At 74.1% G+C, this 17,259-nt stretch carries 8 protein-coding genes, 1 tRNA gene and 3 pseudogenes; 8 read left to right on the top strand and 4 right to left on the bottom strand.

Translation table 11 applies throughout. The features are described 5' to 3' along the window. Positions 1 to 90: 90 nt before the first annotated feature. Positions 91 to 1,083 (bottom strand): hypothetical protein, encoded by a 993-nt coding sequence (locus tag B1205_RS13985; RefSeq protein WP_089156023.1) that lies wholly within the window; start codon positions 1,081 to 1,083, stop codon positions 91 to 93. After that, positions 1,080 to 2,309, bottom strand: coding sequence for a hypothetical protein (locus B1205_RS13990; RefSeq protein WP_089156024.1), 1,230 nt, complete (start codon positions 2,307 to 2,309; stop codon positions 1,080 to 1,082). Before B1205_RS13990 ends, B1205_RS13985 begins: the two co-directional genes overlap by 4 nt. 975 nt (positions 2,310 to 3,284) lie before the next feature. Here B1205_RS13990 and B1205_RS13995 point away from each other — a divergent pair. Both B1205_RS13995 and B1205_RS14000 read left to right on the top strand, forming a co-directional pair. After that, positions 3,285 to 3,551 (top strand): hypothetical protein, encoded by a 267-nt coding sequence (locus B1205_RS13995; protein ID WP_089156025.1) that lies wholly within the window; start codon positions 3,285 to 3,287, stop codon positions 3,549 to 3,551. Continuing rightward, positions 3,548 to 5,230: a recombinase family protein gene (locus B1205_RS14000; protein WP_089156026.1), complete on the top strand. Its 1,683-nt coding sequence runs from the start codon at positions 3,548 to 3,550 to the stop codon at positions 5,228 to 5,230. Before B1205_RS13995 ends, B1205_RS14000 begins: the two co-directional genes overlap by 4 nt. Here the strand turns inward: B1205_RS14000 and B1205_RS14005 are convergent. Continuing rightward, a tRNA-Leu gene (locus tag B1205_RS14005) sits at positions 5,212 to 5,295 on the bottom strand. The two genes, B1205_RS14000 and B1205_RS14005, sit on opposite strands and share 19 nt — an antisense overlap. Positions 5,296 to 5,494: 199 nt before the next feature. Here B1205_RS14005 and B1205_RS14010 point away from each other — a divergent pair. The 6 genes and pseudogenes from B1205_RS14010 to B1205_RS14035 form a co-directional block, all read left to right on the top strand. After that, a pseudogene (locus B1205_RS14010) lies at positions 5,495 to 5,912 on the top strand (tetratricopeptide repeat protein); the annotation flags it as partial. Positions 5,913 to 8,212: 2,300 nt separating this feature from the next. Continuing rightward, on the top strand, positions 8,213 to 8,800 hold the full coding sequence (locus tag B1205_RS14015) for a fibronectin type III domain-containing protein (protein ID WP_140158050.1): 588 nt from the start codon (positions 8,213 to 8,215) through the stop codon (positions 8,798 to 8,800). 204 nt (positions 8,801 to 9,004) lie between these two features. After that, positions 9,005 to 11,517, top strand: a pseudogene (locus B1205_RS14020) (fibronectin type III domain-containing protein). Positions 11,518 to 11,542: 25 nt separating this feature from the next. Then, positions 11,543 to 12,483 (top strand): annotated as a pseudogene (locus B1205_RS14025) (AAA family ATPase). A 2-nt stretch (positions 12,484 to 12,485) separates the two neighbouring features. Beyond that, a complete protein-coding gene (locus B1205_RS14030; RefSeq protein ID WP_089156027.1) occupies positions 12,486 to 13,625 on the top strand; it encodes a DUF58 domain-containing protein in 1,140 nt (379 codons plus the stop codon). Further along, positions 13,622 to 16,039 (top strand): transglutaminaseTgpA domain-containing protein, encoded by a 2,418-nt coding sequence (locus B1205_RS14035; protein ID WP_441338497.1) that lies wholly within the window; start codon positions 13,622 to 13,624, stop codon positions 16,037 to 16,039. Before B1205_RS14030 ends, B1205_RS14035 begins: the two co-directional genes overlap by 4 nt. A gap of 478 nt (positions 16,040 to 16,517) precedes the next feature. Here the strand turns inward: B1205_RS14035 and B1205_RS14040 are convergent, their stop codons facing one another. Then, on the bottom strand, positions 16,518 to 17,258 hold the full coding sequence (locus B1205_RS14040; RefSeq protein ID WP_254909934.1) for an SDR family oxidoreductase: 741 nt from the start codon (positions 17,256 to 17,258) through the stop codon (positions 16,518 to 16,520). Between the last annotated feature and the right edge of the window lies 1 nt (position 17,259).

Consider the following 17,259-nt stretch of genomic DNA (forward strand, 5'->3'; position numbering starts at 1 on the left):
GCACTGCGCGATACAAGTGATGTGACGAAGACGAGTGCGCGCGCAACGCCGGGGTCACGTCCGAGACCACCTCGAACTGGGTCTACGCGATCAGTTTCTGGAGTCACAGCTCAAGTCCGTGTGACAGGTGGATCCGGCAGGGCTTCGCCGTCTGGTGATTCCGCGGAATGCTCGTCGCCGGCGGCGGTGAGGTAGGCGGCGAGGGTGTAGGCCGGTGCCCGGTCGATGCGTTGTCCGCCGTGGTCGTAGCGGCGGGTGGTGCGGGCGTCGGCGTGCCCGAGCCGGCCAGTACGCGTCGGGGGCCTCGGCGAAGTCGTCCGCGGTGATGGTGGCGGTGAGCGCGTCGACCAGCTCGCGCAGTTGCGTGCCGGTGAGGTCGAGCTGAACGGCGTTTTGGCCGTCGCCGATCTCCAGGCAGCGCCCGCCGTTGGTGGTGGGCATTGACCAGTCCAGGTACGGGTCGTCGGAGCCGTCGCCCAGGTGCAGCGCGCCGCCGCCGAAGAACAGCGCCGGCCGGCCGACGGTGGCCTGCTGGTGCTCGGCGCTGGCTAGGTGCGCGTCAGTGGCCGCGGTCAGGCAGGTGGCGCACCCGACCCCGGCGGCGGCGATGTTGCGGCCCGCGTCCTCGTACACCGCCGCGGCGCGGACGGCGTCCGGGTCGGCGATCCGGGTGTCCCGCTCGGCGTGGGCGGGCGGGTCGCTCGGCGTGGGTGCCGGGCTGCTGTCGGTGGAGCTGGTCGACGTGATGCCGTCGCCTATCAGGCTCTCCCTACTCGCGAGGGTGCCGCCGGCCTCGGCGACAGCGTCGGCGACCTGGCCGTCGTGGTTGTTGAAGTCGGCCAGGGCAGCGTCGAGCTGCTCCCGGGCGTCGACGAGCGCGGCGTGCGCGGTGGCGAACGCCGCGCCGGCCTCCCGCAGCCGCTCGACGGTGGACGGTTGCATTTGCAGGGCCTCGTACCGGTCGGCTGCGTCACCGAGGATGCCGGCGACGCCGCCGACTTCCTCTGCCCGCTCCCCCGTCGCCGCGACGGCCTGGCTGAACGCGGCGCGGATCTGCTCCGGACCGATCGCCTCGACGATCATGTGCTCTCCTTGGTCGGGGCGTCGGCGACGGCTAGGTCCCGGACAAGCCGGCCGAGCTTGCGCAGCCCGGCCGCGGTGGTGGTGTACGGGTCGGTGGCGTACCCGACGCTCCACTGCTCGTCGGCGTCGGCCGGGCGCCGGTCGACGCGGTAGCTCACCCTGCCCTCCTCCTCTTCTTGCAGGGCCTCGATGACCAGGGCGCCGCCGTTGCGGGCGGGGATCTCCACCGTCGCGCTCGGCCACCCGCCCCGCTCATCCAGAACCCGGCCGATCGCGTCCATGTCCGCGGTGAACCGCTGCAGCGCGGCTGCGGTCGGCGGATCCAGAGGCTGAGCGGTCACTTCCATGGCCGCCTGCTCGACGCGGGCCTCGGCCAGGTCCCACTTGCCGTTGTGGTGGGTCTCCAGCCCTGTGCGGTAGCGGGTGCGCAGCTTGTGCGTCTCCCGCTGGTTGGCGCCGGTCACCCCGCCGGTCGCGGCGTACAGCTCGTCCAGGCGTGCCTGCTCGGCGTCGGTACGCATCCGGCGGCCGTCAAGGTAGGCGTACCGGCGCTGCGGCCGGATCGCCTCCAGGCGCTCCATCTCCCGGTACTCGGCCGGGGTCAACCCGCACACCAGCGCCGCCTGCTGCTCCAGCAGCGGCGGCAGGATCGGGTTCAGGAAATCGCCGCTGCCGTACTTCAGCTCGTTGACCCGCTTCACCTGCTCACTGCTCTGCCGGCGCCCGTCGACCCGCTCAATCGCGGTGATCTCCGCGAACTGCTCGGGAGTCACGCCACAGACCTCGGCAGCCTCGACCTCCCGCCCGGGCTCCCAACCGTCGCGCCCGGCGGCGTCGATGCGCCGCTGCCGCTCGTCGTAAACGGCCCGGTCCTGCGGGCTCAACCGATCCGCGACCTGCTCGTACTCTCGGCGCCGAGCCCCCTGGTACTTCAGCGCGTGCTCCACCTGCCAGTCCGCGCGGATCTTCTCCTCACCCCGGCCGGGAAAGCGTCGGCTCTCCAACCGGAGCCGCTCGTCGTACAGCCGGTTGCTCTCCTTGACCAACCGCCGGTACTTCTTGTCCGCCGCCACAGCCGTGGCGATCATCGCGTCGATCTGCTCAGGCAAGCTGGCCGCGTCGACGGCGTCCAGCACGGCGGTGGCGTCGGCACCGGTGTCGACCGTGCATTCCTCTCCGTCCTCGTCGAGGACGGTCTTCTGCGCGAGGTGTGTCCACCCCGCCATGCCGCCTTGTCCTCTACGGCGATCGGCAGCCCAAAGTGCACCTGCCGCCCCGGGGGGTCCACTGCGGCGGCGAGCGCCAGTCCTGCGTCCGCGCCGGCCATCGAGGCGGTGCTTGCCAGCCGCTCGCCGTCGGGCAGCACCATCCGGGTGCCGAGCCGCAGCCGGTCTCGCGTTTGTCCTTCGCGCCCGGCCCCGCGTCGGCCGATGGTGTAGCGGTCAAAGTGATCAGTCGATCACGCTCGACGAGTGCGGAGGTATCGGCGCGACCAGCCTCGGCTGTGCTAGCGATACGGGCGGCGCGGGCTCAAGCCGCACCCGACCGGAATCCAAGCGCCGGGGCAGTCCATAAAGTCCTGTGTGCATACAAGTGCCGCCGAAGCCGACCAGCACCTGGAGACGGCCGCAGCACGCCAGCGTTGTCGCCTGCCTGGGCAACGTCGCCGTTCGCCCAGGGCCGCTGCTCCCAATCTGCTCCCAATTTAAGGGGCAATAGGGGAAGAGCCCGTTACCGGCATCTCCGGTGACGGGCTCTTGAACTGCCTATATTCGTGGTGGGCGATACTGGGATCGAACCAGTGACCTCTTCGGTGTGAAGAGAGTGCTCTTCCCACCACATTGGCCCACCCGGGCGCACAGCAAGCCGCGCGATCATGCGCTTGCCACCGACCTCGACGGCCGCCCCAAACCAGCTTGACGACCGCAGAGACGTAACGCCCCCACTGCTCAACGAGCGGCCGGTGCCTGACGGCACCGGCCNACCCGAAGGACATCTCTCATGACAACCCACTCATGTGCCACGGTACGAGTCACCAGCGCTACGAGCTGCAGCGGCACGATCCCGCCCAACCACGCCGCCGATGCTGGCATCGCCCTCCAATCCGCCCCCTCTCACAGCGAACTGACGGAGGCCAAGGAGCGAATGGCGCACGCCCACCGCCGCGTGTGCCGGCCAGGGCAACCGCCGGACGGAGGCGCATGACGCTGCCGCCCGACCACCAGGCCGAACATCACCAAGAGCCGGCTCCGACCGCGCCGGCTGACGAGCGACTTGACCAGCCCAGCGAAGACAACGGTTCATGGACGGTCGAGACCATCGACGGCAGCACACCGCCCAGCGTCACCAGCGTGGTAGTACCCGGCCAGCCACCCGAGCTGCACCCCGGCGCCGCTGCCGCCCTCCTGAAGCTACTCAGACACATGAACGACCGCCGTACCGACAACTCGAACCAGGAGAACCGATGACCACCCCTCCACCGAAACTCTTCGCCTTCTACGGCCGTGTGTCGACCGAGGACAACCAAGATCCCGAATCGTCCCGGAGCTGGCAGCTCACCCGAGCAACCACACTCATCCAGCCTCACGGTGGACGCATCGCCACCGAATACTTCGACGTCGGTCAGAGCCGCTCCCTCCCCTGGCAGCGCCGAGTCCAAGCCAGCCTTCTTCTCGCGGCGCTGCGCGATCCCCGGCGGGGGTTCTCCGCCGTCGTGGTCGGCGAGCCCCACCGCGCCTTCTACGGCAACCAGTTCGGTCTCACCGTGCCGCTGTTTGCCCACTACGGCGTCGAACTGTGGGTGCCCGAGATCGGGGGCCCGATCGACCCCGACAACGAGGCCCACGAACTGGTCATGTCCGTCTTCGGCGGCATGAGCAAAGGCGAACGCAACCGGATCAAGCTGCGCGTCCGCACCGCCATGGCCGCACAGACCCTCCTCGAGGGCCGCTACCTCGGCGGACGCCCGCCCTACGGCTACACACTCCGCGACCTGGGACCCCATCCCAACCCCGCCAAGGCCGCCGACGGCAAACACCTCAAGGGCCTCATCCCCGACGAGCAGACCGCCCCGGTCGTCCAGCGGATCTTCGCCGAGTTCCTCTCTGGTATCGGTCTGTTCGCCATCGCCGAGGGATTCACCGCCAATCACGTGCCCTGCCCGTCAGCACACGACCGCGCCCGCAACCGGCACCGCAGCGGCATCGCCTGGTCCAAGAGCGCCGTCCGCGTCATCCTCACCAACCCCCGCTACACCGGCCGGCAGGTCTGGAACAAGCAACGCACCGACGAAGTACTGCTCGACGTCGACGACGTGGCCATGGGCCACACCGGCGTCATGCGCTGGAACCCCCGCGACAAGTGGGTCGTCTCCAAAGAGATCACCCACGAACCACTCATCGACGACGCAACCTTCGAGCAGGCCCAAGCCATCCTGCAACAGCGGGGCCGAGGAACCGGTGGACAACACGTGCGGCGGCGCACCCGCAACCCGTACGTCTTCCGCGGCCTCATCTACTGCGCCGCCTGCGACCGACGCATGCAGGGCCAGTACAACCACGGCGACGCCTACTACCGCTGCCGCTTCCCCCAGGAGTACGCCCTCGCCAACCAGGTCCCCCACCCCCGCAACGTGTACCTGCGCGAGGACGCACTCACCGACCCACTCGACACCTGGCTGGCCTCCGCCTTCGCGCCCCACCGCATCGCGCAGACGATCACCACGATGGCCGACGCCCAACCTCTCCACCATCCGCTCACAACGGGCACCGCAGCCCAAGCGATCATCACCGAGTGCGACGCCAAGCTGGAGCGCTACCGCGCCGCCCTAGACGCCGGCGCCGACCCGGCCGTGGTCACCGGCTGGATTGCTCGAACCCAGGCCGAACGCACCCGCGCGGAAGCCGAACTACGCGCCATCGCGGGCACCACCCCGCGCCGGATGAGCCGAGCAGAGATCACGGCCCTGGTGACCGCGCTCGGCGACATCACCACCGTGCTCCGCGACGCCGACCCCGCCGACAAGGCCGAGGTCTACCGGCAGCTTGGTCTCCGACTGAACTACCAACCGGAAACGCAAACGGTGCGCGCTGAAGTGGATCTCAGCGCGCACCGTGGGGTAATGGTTCGTGTCCGAGGGGGGACTTGAACCCCCACGCCCTATACGGGCACTAGCACCTCAAGCTAGCGCGTCTGCCATTCCGCCACCCGGACCTGCTCGTCCAGCCTACCCAATCGACCGGGGTGATCGCCTCACCACATCGGCCGGCCCGGTGGGCCGCACGGGGCATTACTGTACACGGCCCGGAACGATCATGCACATCACCATGGAGCCGCCCTGTTTTCGCAGCTCAGCACCCTCCGACATCGGGCGGGTAGCGCGCAACCGGCGATTCCGGGCAGCATGGCACCCGTGTCCCACCCCGCCCCGCTGACCGCCGCTCAACACCGGGCCTTGGCGCTCCGCGCCGCGGGCGACCTGACCGGCGCCCGCCGCCTGCTCGCCGACGCGCTGGCCGCGGTGACCCCGGCCTACGGCGAGGACCACCCGGACGTCCTGGCCACCGGCCATCTGCTGGCCCGGCTGCATCGGGAGGCCGACGACCCGGCCGCCGCCCGGCGGGTGCTCGAAGAGGCGTACGCGGCCGGTGAGCGCCGCCGCGGGGACGCCGACCCGCTGATGCTCGCCCTCAGCTTCGACCTCGCGGAGGTGGCGGCGGAGCTGGGCAACCGGCACGAGGCCCGCCGCAACTACCGCCGCGTGGCCACCGCCGGGCCCGCCGTGCTTGGCCCGGACCACCCCGCGGTACGCGCAGCCCGCCAGTACCTCGGCGGCTCCGCCGCCGCTCCCGCCAGCGACGGCACGGCTCCCCTCACCTACGGCCTTCCCACTGGCGGCTCCGACGCGCATGCCAGTGGGCGGCAACCCGGGCCGGCGCTGTCCGAGCCGGCCGTGTCGCTGCCGGCGGTCGTGCCGCCGCACGCTTCCTCGCCCGTCCCGACGCCGCCCACCGCCCCCGAGGCACCGACTGCGCCACCCGGGCCTGGCTCCGAGTGGGCGCCGCGGCCAGGGCCGGCATCCCGGGTGCCGTGGCCCGGCCCGCCGCCGCATGGCACCCCACCCCTGCCGACGCGGAGCGCTCCGGACCTGGTGACGTTGCCGCCTCAGGCGGGGCTGCCCACGTCGGCCGCCGATGTCTGGCCCGGTGGGACGGCGACGGCGAGCCCCTGGGCTCCCCCACCGAGGCCGGCCGCAGAGGCGACCACCCGGTTCCCGGCCCCGCCCGAAGAGGTTCCCGCGCCTGCCGCGGCACCGCCCGGGGACAACACCGCACGTCCCTCGGCATCCCCAGAGAGGGCTGCCACACGTCCTGCGGCACCGCCCGAGGGCGTCACTTCCCTACGTCCCGCGGCCCTTCCGGGGAGCGCAACCTCCAGTCCTGCGGCCCTTCCGGAGGGCATGGCCTCCAGTCCCGCGACACTTCCGGAGGGCGCGACTTCCAGTCCCTCGACACGTGCCGAGGGCGTTACTTCCGGACGTCCCGCGGCGACTCCCGCCGCCGGCCCGGGTCACGCGCCCCTCACGTCGACGCCGCCGCACGCGCCTCTTCCGCGGGTCCCTGCCGTCACGCCGATCCACGGCGTCACACAGGTGTCACCGCGCCCCGCGGCGCGGCCCCAGGGCATGTCGCCTGCGCCGGGAGGCCAAGGCGGCACGTCACTACCGCCGACTCCACGCGTCCGGAGGCCCTTCGCCGGCGCGCCGGGAGGCGGAGTCCTGCCCTCACCGCCCCCCGAGCCCGGTCCCGCATCGCCGGCCGTCGGACCATCCGACGCCGCGCCGCCGTTCGCCACACCACCAACGCCCCCCGCACCACCGATCTCGGCGCCACCAGCGGCCTCCGCACCGCCGATCTCGGCGCCATCGGTCGTGACACCATCGGTCGTCGTTCCGCCGAGCCTCGCACCGCCCGGCGGCGCACCGTCCGACCCGGCCGCGCCGAGCCCCGCACCGTCGGCTCCGGCGCAGCGCGTTCCCGCATCGATCGGGCCGGCACCGATCTCGGCGCCACCGGCGCCGCCCCCGTCATCCTCCACGCCGGCACCCCCATCAAACACGCCGATGGGCCCTCCCGTCCCCGTGCCGCCCCGGTCGGCCTCCGCCGTACCACCGGCGCCGACGTTTCCACCGGCGGCCGTGCCGCCGCGACGTGGTCCGCACCAGCCGGCCGAGGCGCAGGCGGACGATGCCACAGCCGACACGGCGGCTGCCGCCTCCAACGGCGAAGGATGGGACAGTCCGACCATTCAGGTACGGCAAATCGATCCGTTGCTGCGAGAGGAGGCGAAGCCGGCCGTCGCCCCGCCGTCGCCCTCTCCGACGGGCGGAGATCCGGGGCACCCGCGGCCCGTCGGCAGGCCACCCGTCAGCACTGCCCTGCCCGGCGCTTCCCGCGTGGACGCATCCCCGGTCAGCGAACCGGCAACGAGCGGACCGCCGATCAGCGGACCGCCTGCCCCGCCGATCAGCGAATCGCCGGTCAGCGGCACGCCCGTCCGCAGCGCACCGCTCAGCAGCGCACCGGTCAGCGGCACGTCCGTGCCGCCGTGGCGGATGACCGCCCCGCCCTGGCGCAGCGCGCCTGCGTCCCAGCGGGTCGACCGGCCGGCCGGCCCCGACGCCGCGCCGGCCGTGGACGCATCCGGGGCTGATCGGGCTGCGGCCCGGCGCGCACCGGACGAGGACCAGGCGCTGCCGTCGCCGGGCGGGGCGCTGGACTTCCCGGAACCGACGGGACACCCGGCGGCGCAGGTGCACACGCGACCGGCGAGGTATCCGGCGCAGGGACAAGCCTCGCAGACGGGCCACCCAGCAGGGGAACTGCCCCAGCCGGCGGGATACCCGGCGGCGCAGGTGCACACCCGGCCGGCGGGCTACCCGGCGCGGGAACACGTCCGGCCAACGGACTACCCGGCGGAGGACCACGCCGGGCCGACGGATCACCCGCGGGAGGAACACGCCCGAACGGCCGATCCGAGGGGGAAGCCCGCATGGCCGGCGGATCCGAGGGAGGAAGCCGCGTGGCCGGCGGATCCGAGGGAGGAACCCGCGTGGCCGGCGCGGTATCCGATGGAAGAGGACAACCGACCGGCAAGGCATCCGGCGGAAGAAGACACCCGACCGGCGAGGCACCCGGCGGACGAAGACGCCTGGCCGACGAGGTATCCGACAGCGGAAGACGACTGGCCGGTCGCGTACCCGGAGGAGGAGCCGGCGCGGCGCGGCCGGGACCGGACCGTGGTGGCGCTGGTGGTCGGTGGCGCGGTGGTCGCGGTGCTGGCGGCGGTGGGTGGGGGCGCGTTGTGGCTGAACCGGGACGCGGCGCCGCCGCCGGCTCCTGTGGCGAGCGCGGTGAAGCCGAAGGTGACCGGGCCGCCTCCGGGTGACCTGCGGCTGCGGGACGACACCACCACGATCACGGTGACCTGGACCGACCCGAGCGGCGGCGGGGTGCCGTTCGTGGTGGCCGGGGGACGGGCCGGGCAGAAGCTCGGGGTGATGGCCACGGTGGACGCCGGGCAGAACCGGTACACCGTGCACGGGTTGAACGCGAAGGTGGACTACTGCTTCACGGTGCTGGCGGTCTATTCGACCGATTCGTACGCCACCTCCGGTCAGGTGTGCACGGACCGGGCCGGTGGTGGCACGCCCGACTGACCGACCAGCGGGGACACGCTCGGTGTCCACAGCGGAACCGTCCGGGTTTCACCGGCACCGGTCGGCACCTATGATGGCTCCGGCTCCGGGGAGGGTCGGCCAGGCGTGCCGTCCTCCCCCACCGAGGCGGGGAGGCGGCCGGCAGTGACCACCATCGAGGACGCCACGGGCACCGGGCCGGAGGCCGCCCGACCGAGGTCGCGGATGCGCGGCGGCCTGGTGACCATCGGCACCGTGGCCGCGCTGCTGGCGGCGATGGGGTTGACCGTGCTCGGGCTGGGGGCCGCCGACAACGCGGTGGCCAACTTCGACGCGTCCTCCTGGTTGTGGAGTGCCAGCCGTAGCGAGCTGGCCCGGGTGAACGGTGTCACCGCGCGGGTGGACACCCGCACGGAGGTGCCGGGCGGGCGGCGGCACCGGGTGCAGGTGGCGCAGACCGACCGGATGCTGATCCTGCGCGATCTGAACACCGGTCAGGTCAGCTCGCTGGACCTGGCGACGTTGCAGATCACCGCCACCACGCCGACCGCGCCGGGGTTCGGCGTCAGCGTGGCGTTGCACGAGAACGCGGCGTTCGTGGTGGACGCGGTGCAGGGCGTCGTCCGGCAGCTCGATCCCCGGACGTTGACGCCGGTGGGTGAGCCGGTCCGCTATCCGCCGGGCATCGCCGGCGGGACGTTCGACGGCGCCGGCAAGCTGTGGATCGCGGTGCCGAGTGAGGGCACCGTCTCCGCGGTCACGGCCGCCGAGCTGCCGGACACCCCGGGCGACGCGCCGGCCGCCGGGGTCAGCCCGAAGCGGATCGAGACGTACGACGTGGCCGAGCCGGCGCACGAGCTGGTGGTGTCCACCCTGGACGAGGGTGTGGCGGTGCTGGATCGCACGTCCGCGTCGCTGGTGACGGTGACCGGCGGCCGGGCCCGGTGGGCCGCGCTCACCGTGACCGCGCCGGGCAGCCTGCCGGCGCGCACCAGCGGCCCGCGGGTGCCGGTCACCGTGCCCGGTGACCGCTCGGTGCATGTGGTCCACGACGGCGCGGAGGTCGCGCGGTTCACGGTGCCCGGCGCGGGCGCGCGGCTCGGCCCGGCGGTGGCCTGGGCGGGCCGGTTCTACTGCGCCGACGAGGACACCGGCACGGTCTACGCGTTCGACGCCGGCGGTCGACTGGTCGAGACGGTGGAGGGCTCCGGCCGACCCGGGCCGGTGGAGTTGGAGGTCCGCGAGAACCACCTGTTCATCAACCCGCCGGACTCGTCGACCGCGCAGGTCGTCGACGACCACCACCGGGTCCGGGAGGTCGACAAGTACGCCAACGACGTGCTCGGTGGCGACCCGCCCCCGGTTCCCCCGCCGCCGCCCCCGCCGAAGAAGCCGAAGGTGGGNTGAGCTGGCAGCCCGCCGCGGCCAACGGCGCCGAGATCATCCGGTACGTGGTGACGGGCGGCGGCCAGACCCACGAGGTGGGCGCGAACCAGCGTGCGCTGGAGGTCACCGGTCTGACCAACGGCGAGACGTACACGTTCTCGGTGCACGCGGTGAACGCGAAGGGCGACGGGCCGGCGCGGCGCAGCAACCCGGTGGTGCCGACGGCCGAGGTGCCGGATCCGCCCACGGCGGTGACCGCCGAGGCGCGGCCCGACGGCACGGTGCGGGTGAGCTGGCCGGAGGCGGACGGGCAGGGCAACACCATCGCGAGGTACGCGGTGACCGCGACCTCGGCCGGCGCGAGCGCACCGGCCGGTGAGTCGCCGAAGACCGAGCTGGTGGTGCCGGCCGGCCAGTTGGAGTACGGCACCCAGTACGCGTTCACGGTGACGGCGATCAGCGGCCGGGGTGCCGGGTCGAAGGCGTCGCCGGTGAGCAACACGGTGGTGCCGTTCACCGTGCCGAAGGCGCCGACGGAGCTGCGCGCGTCCACCGTGGCCGACCGGCCCGGCACCGTCGCCGTGCAGTGGTCGCCGGCGGTGGAGAACGGCCGCCCGGTGACGAAGTACCTGGTGGAGGCGGCCGGGAAGACGACCGAGGTGACGGACGTGCGGGCCACCGTGGGCGGGCTCGGCAACGGCCAGAACGTCACGGTGAAGGTCAGGGCGGTCAACGAGGCCGGCCCCGGCGCGGAGGCCACCGCCACCGCCCGCACCGTGGCCGCACCCCGGATCACCGTGACCGGTTCGTCGGCGGACGCCACCTCGGTGACGGTGACGTTCACCGTGGACGCCGGCGGCGGGAAGGCCACCTGCACGGCCGCGACCGGCGGGCGGACGGCCACCGGCGCCTGCTCCAGCCTGCGGGTGACCGGGCTGAAGCCGGGCACCGCGTACACGGTGACGCTGACCGCGAGCAATGCCGCCGGCAAGGGCACCGCGACCCGCGCCCAGACCACCGACCCGCTGTACGGCGTCGCCACCTGCAAGAACGGCCCGGAAGGCGACCAGCGGACGTACTGCGACCGGGACGTGCCGGGCGAGCGCAACGGCAACGAGATCTTCGAGGTCACCCGGCAGGACAACGACCGGCAGGCCGGCTGGGTCCCGGACGGCACCCGGCTGCGGGCGCACTGCAAGGCCAAGGGTGAGAACGTGGAGGCCTGGATCTACAACAAGGACAAGCAGAGCACCTGGTGGATCCGGGTCGACTACAAGGGCCGCAACTACATCCCGTGGGCCTGGCTCAACCTGGAGGGCGGGGACGACCTCGACCTCCTGTCCACCTGCTGACCGCGCCACCTGCGAAGGACACGCCGTGAACACGCACGAACCGCTCAGTCAGCCGGAGGTGCAGGGCTTCGCCGCCCTGGCCGCCCGGCTGGCCGACAACGTCAACGCGGTCGTGCTGGGCAAGCCGCAGGTGGTCCGGCTGGCGCTGACCGCGCTGTTCGCCCAGGGGCACGTCCTGCTGGAGGACGTGCCCGGCGTCGGCAAGACCACGCTGGCGCGGGCGGTGGCGGNGACGTGTCCGGGGTGACCATCTTCAACCAGGCCAGCCGGGATTTCGAGTTCCATCCCGGGCCGGTGTTCGCGAACATCGTCATCGCCGACGAGATCAACCGGGCGTCACCGAAGACGCAGTCGGCGCTGCTGGAGGTGATGGAGGAGCGGACGGTCACGGTGGACGGCGTACGCCACCCGGTGCCGCAGCCGTTCCTCGTGGTGGCCACGCAGAACCCGGTGGAGATGGACGGCACCTACCGGCTGCCCGAGGCCCAGCTCGACCGGTTCCTGGTGAAGCTCTCCGTCGGCTACCCGGACGAGGCGGTCGAGGTGGAGGTGCTGCGCGGCGCCACGGTCCGCTCCCCCGACCTGCTGACCGCCGTCACCGACACCGCGACCGTCGGCGAGATGGTGAAGATGGCCCGCCGGGTGCACATCGCCGAGCCGCTGTACGGGTACGCGGTGCGGCTGGGCGCGGCCACCCGTACCCACCCGCAGGTGCGGGTCGGGGTGAGCCCGCGCGGGGTGATCGCGTTGACCCGGGCGGCGTGCGCGTACGCGCTGATCGACGGGCGGGGCTGGATCATGCCGGAGGACCTGAAGGCGCTGGTCGAGCCGGTCTTCGCGCACCGGCTGCTGCTCACCTCCGACGCGCAGGTGCGCGGCGTCACGCCCGCCGAGGTGCTGCGCCAGGCGGTCGCCTCGGTGCCGGTGCCGTTGCCGTCCGGCCAGCCCGCTCCGGTGCACGGCTGAACGTGGGGATCACCGCCCGTGGGGTCGGGCTGCTCGTCGCCGCCCTGGTGCTGCTCGGCGCCGGCTTCCGGTACGCGTACCCGGAGCTGACCGTGCTCGGCGCGGCGGCCGGCGTGGCCGTCGCCTACGCCGGGGTGACCGCCGCCTGGCGGCCCCGGTTGACCGTGGCGCGGCGGGCCGAGCCGGACCGGGTTGCCCGGGGTGAGCCGGCGACGATGGAGCTGACCGTGCGTAACAGCGGCCGGTTGCGGGCGGCGAACCTGATGGCCGAGGACCGCTGCGCCGGTGAGCCGGTGCCGGTGCCGCTGCTGCGGTTGCGCCCGGGGCGGGACACGCGGGTGCGCTACCCGGTGCCGACGCACCGGCGGGGGGTGGTGCCGGTCGGGCCGCTGCGGGTGGTCCGCCGGGACCCGCTCGGGCTGGTGGCGTGGGCCCGAGGCTACGGCGACGCCGTCGACGTGTGGGTGCACCCGCGCATCCACCCGCTGTCCGCGGTGCCCACGGGTGCCGGGCGCAGCCTGGACGGGCGCACCGACAGCGTGCCGCACGGGTCGATCACGTTCGACTCGCTGCGGGAGTACGTGGTCGGCGACGAGCTGCGCCGGGTGCACTGGCGGACCAGCGCGCGGGTGGGTGAGCTGATGGTGCGGGAGAACGTGGACACCAGCCTGCCCCGCATCGTGGTGGTGCTGGACAACCGGTCGACGGCCCATCCGGGTCGGGTCGCCGGGGTGGCGGAGTCGTTCGAGGCGGCGTGCGAGGCGGCGGCGTCGGTGGTGGCCGCAGCCGTGCGGGAGGACCTGCCGGTGCGGCTGCTGCTGGTCGCGCCGCCCGAGGTCGAGCCGGCAGGGACGGCCGGGCCGCTGGACCGGCTCCCCNGCGGCGGGGCGGAGGTGCTGTCGGCGGCGGCGGGTCGGCTGCGCCAGGACCGGTCCGGTGACACGCTGGTCTTCCTCACCGGGCCGGGCGCGCGCGACGAGTTGGGACACGTCGGCGCGTTGCGCGGGGCGTACCCGTCGGTGGTGGTCGGGTTGTTCGGCGCGGCGGAGCCGACGGCGGCCGGCGCGGCGGGCCTGCTGGTGCTGGACGCGGCGGACGGCGCGGCGTTCGCCGCCGAGTGGAACGGCGTCCGCCGGTGGTGACCGTGACGCCGCCGCGCCCGGCCACCGATCCGGCGCCGACGCGGGAGCCGGGGCCGGTGGCGCGGGCGCTGCGGGCCGCGCCGGTGCCGGCGGCGCTGGTCGTGCTGGTCGCGCTCTCCGGCGTGGTGCTGGGCCGGGTGTACGCGGATCCGCTGCTGACCCGGCTGATGGTCGGCGCGGCGGCCGGTTCGGTGCTGGTCAGTGTCGCCGCGCGACGCCTGCCGTCCTGGCTGGTGGCGCCGGTGTCGGTGGCCGCCCTGGCCGGTTGGACGCTGCTGTCGCTGCGGCTGGCCGCCGCCCACGCGGCACTGCCCGGCGGGCTCGGCGAGGTGACGGCCGACGCCGCGCGCAACGCGATTCCCCGGCTGCTCACCGCGATGATCCCGGTCGAACCGGCCCCGGACACCGTGCTGGTCCCGGTGGTGGCCGCCTGGCTGGCCGGGCTGACCGCGGCGGAGGTGGGGCTGCGGGCCGGCCGGGTGCTGCTGGGCTACCTGCCGCCGGCGCTGCTCTACGCCGGGGTGATCTACGTGGTCGGGCCGAACGCGGACCCGGCGGTCGGTCCGTCGGTGCTGTTCGCCGCCGTCGCCGCCGTCGGTCTGGCGGCGTCCGCGCGGGCCGCCGACCCGGCCGCCGCGGCCGGCGGGCTCACCCCGGCGGTACGCCTGCGCCTGCTCGCCGCGAGCGCGGCCGGGCTGGCCGTGGTGGTGGCCCTGGCGGCGCTGCTCGCACCGGTGGTGGCCGGCCAGGTCGACGACCGTCCGGTCGACCCGCGCCGCTACGTGGAACCGCCGCGGGTGGAGTCGCTGGACGAGAACCCGCTGATCCGGATCTCCGGCTGGGCGTTGCACCCGGAGCAGCGGCTGCTGGACGTGCGTACCGCCGCCGGCTCGACCGACGGGGTGCCGCCGAGGATCCGGCTGGCGGTGCTCAGCGACTACGACGGCGTGACCTGGCGGGTGGGCGCCACCTACCGCAACGCCGGGCGGATCCTGCCGGCGGCCGACCCCGCGCCGGGCGCCACCACCGACGAGGTGCGCCAGGAGATCACGGTCGCCGAGCTGACCGGGCGGCTGCTGCCGGCCGCGCCCACGCCTCGCGAGGTGACGGGCGCGCGGGTGGCGTACGACCCGGCGAGCGGCACGCTGATCCGGCCGGAGGGGCTCACCCCGGGGCTGCGCTACGAGGTGTCCTCGGTGCGGGAACGCCCCGACCCGAACCAGTTCCCCGCGGCGAACGTGCCCGCCGGTGACGCGGTGGCCCGGGTGCTGCGCGTGCCCGACGGGGCCCCCGAGCCGCTGCGCCGGCTGGCCGCCCAGTTGGCGGAGGAGAACGGCGCCCCGTACGCGCGGGCCGACGCGATCGCCACGTTCCTCGCCGAGCACTACCGGGTGACCGCGGACGCGCCGAGCGGGCACGCGTACCCGAACCTGACGTTCTTCCTGTTCGGGCCGCGTAACGGCGGCGGGCAGCGGGGCACCTCGGAGCAGTTCGCCGCCGCGTTCGCGGTGCTCGGCCGGCTCGCCGGGCTGCCCACCCGGGTGGTGGTCGGCTTCGGACCGAAGGCGGACGGTCCGGTGCGGGCCGCCGACGCGTACGCCTGGCCGGAGGTGCTCTTCGACGGCGTCGGCTGGGTGCCGTTCGACCCGATGCCGCGTCCCGACGAAGCGCCCCGCCCGGTGGAGGAGGACTTCCGGCCGAAGCCGGAGGACCCGCCGCCGTCGGAGGTGCCGCCGCCGACCGAGGAACCCACGGCCACTCCCCCGGCCGCCGCGTCCGCGCCGGACCGGGCCCACCGCGGCCCGGGTACGCCGGTGCTGGCCGGCGTCGGCGTCGGCGCCCTGGTGCTGCTGGTCGGTGCGGTGCTGGCGACCCTGGCGATGCTGCGCCGTCGACTGAGCCGGTTCCGACTGGACCGGGGCGACCCCGGTCGGCGGATCGCCGGCGCCTGGCGGGAGGTGACCGACGCGCTGCGCCTGGCCGGCCACCCGGTCGGGCCGGACCTGGCGGCGGCGGAGGTCGCCGAGCGGGCCCACCGCACGCTGGCCGAGGCCCGCGCGGCCCGGCTCCCCGACGCGGCCCGACCTGCCGACGCGGCCCGGCTTTTCGACGCGGCCCGACCTGCCGACGCGACCCGGCCTGCCGACGCGGCCCGGCCTGCCGACGCGGTCGGGCCTGCCGTGGTGGGTGCAGGGGCGAATCCGGGGTGGGCGTCGGGGCCGGAGCGCGGGGTGGACGAGTTGGCGGGTCTGGTGAACCAGGCCGCCTTCGCTCCGGGCAGCCTCGATCCCGCGCAGGCCGATCGGGCGGTGGCGGTGGCCGTCGGCTACGTCGCGGCGTTGCGGGCCGCCCGGTCCCGCCGGGCACGACTGTGGTGGACGGTGCATCCCGGCCCCCTGCGCTGGCACCGCTGACCTGCGCGGTCGCGCCGGCGGGTCGGCCCCGGGTCGGACGTGCCGTCGGCAGGTGACTGTTCCGGGCCTCGCGCAGTCGACCAGGGTCTCGGTTCCGGTCCCTTTCGAGTTGATGACAGAAACGACTCAACGTCCTGACCGCGCTGGTCCACCTCCGACGCGACTCCCGAAGTCCCGTCCGCCCCTCGCGACCGCGTGCCCGTGGCCGCCCGGTCCTGGCCCACCCCAGCCCGGTGACCGACACCAGTACGCCGAAGTGGTGGCGTCACAGCCTGCCGAATGCATTCAGTTCCCCGAAGTGGCCCCCGGCCGGCTGGCCGCCTTCTCCGCCCGGCAGGTAAGCGGGCAGGAAGATCCACGCCAGTACGCCGAAGTGGTGGCATCAGAGCCGGCCGCATGCATTCACTTCCCCGAAAGGGCGTCACGCGCCGCACCAGCCGACCGGCACCGGGTGGACGGGCGGGTGGGGCGCCGCCGGTCAGCGGTCGGCGGCGCGCAGCTTGCGGACCAGCTTGCGCAGGCCGGCCTGCCAGCCGTCCGGGTCCTCGGCGCGGCGGCGGGCGTAGTCGGCCACCTCGGGGTGGGGCAGGATGAGGAACCGTTCCTCGGCCAGCCCGGCGATGACCGAGTCGGCGACCTGGTCCGGGGTGAGGATCACCCCCGACGCGGCGATCACCCGGGCGCCCAGGTGCCCCTCGGCGAGACCGTCGGCGAGCATCGGCGTGTCCACGCCCTGCGGGCAGAGCGCGCTGACCCGGATGCCGGCGTCCCGGTAGGTGATCGCCAGCCACTCGGCGAGACCGACCGCCGCGTGCTTGGTGGCGGTGTACGGGGCGTCCCCGACCGCGGTCAGCACGCCCGCCGCCGAGCAGGTGAACAGCAGGTGCCCCTGCTCGCGGCGCAGCATCCCGGGCAGCACCGCCCGCGCGCTGTGCAGGTGGCCGAGCACGTTGACCCGCCAGGCCCGGTCCCAGTCGGCGTCGGGCGCGTCGAGGCCGCCGCCGGTGGCCACGCCGGCGTTGGCGCAGAACAGATCGATGCGCCCGTGGCGGCGCTCGGTCTCGTCGACCAGCGCGCGGACCGCCGGCTCGTCGGTGACGTCCAGCCCGACGCCGGTGGCGACCGGGCCGATCGCGTCGGCCGCCGCGCGGGCCGCGTCGGCGGACAGGTCGGCCAGCACCACCGCGGCGGCGCCCTCGGCCGCGAACCGTCGGCCCAGG

Origin of the sequence: Micromonospora sp. NBS 11-29 (assembly GCF_002140155.1) — a bacterium.
Classification (GTDB): Bacteria; Actinomycetota; Actinomycetes; order Mycobacteriales; family Micromonosporaceae; genus Micromonospora.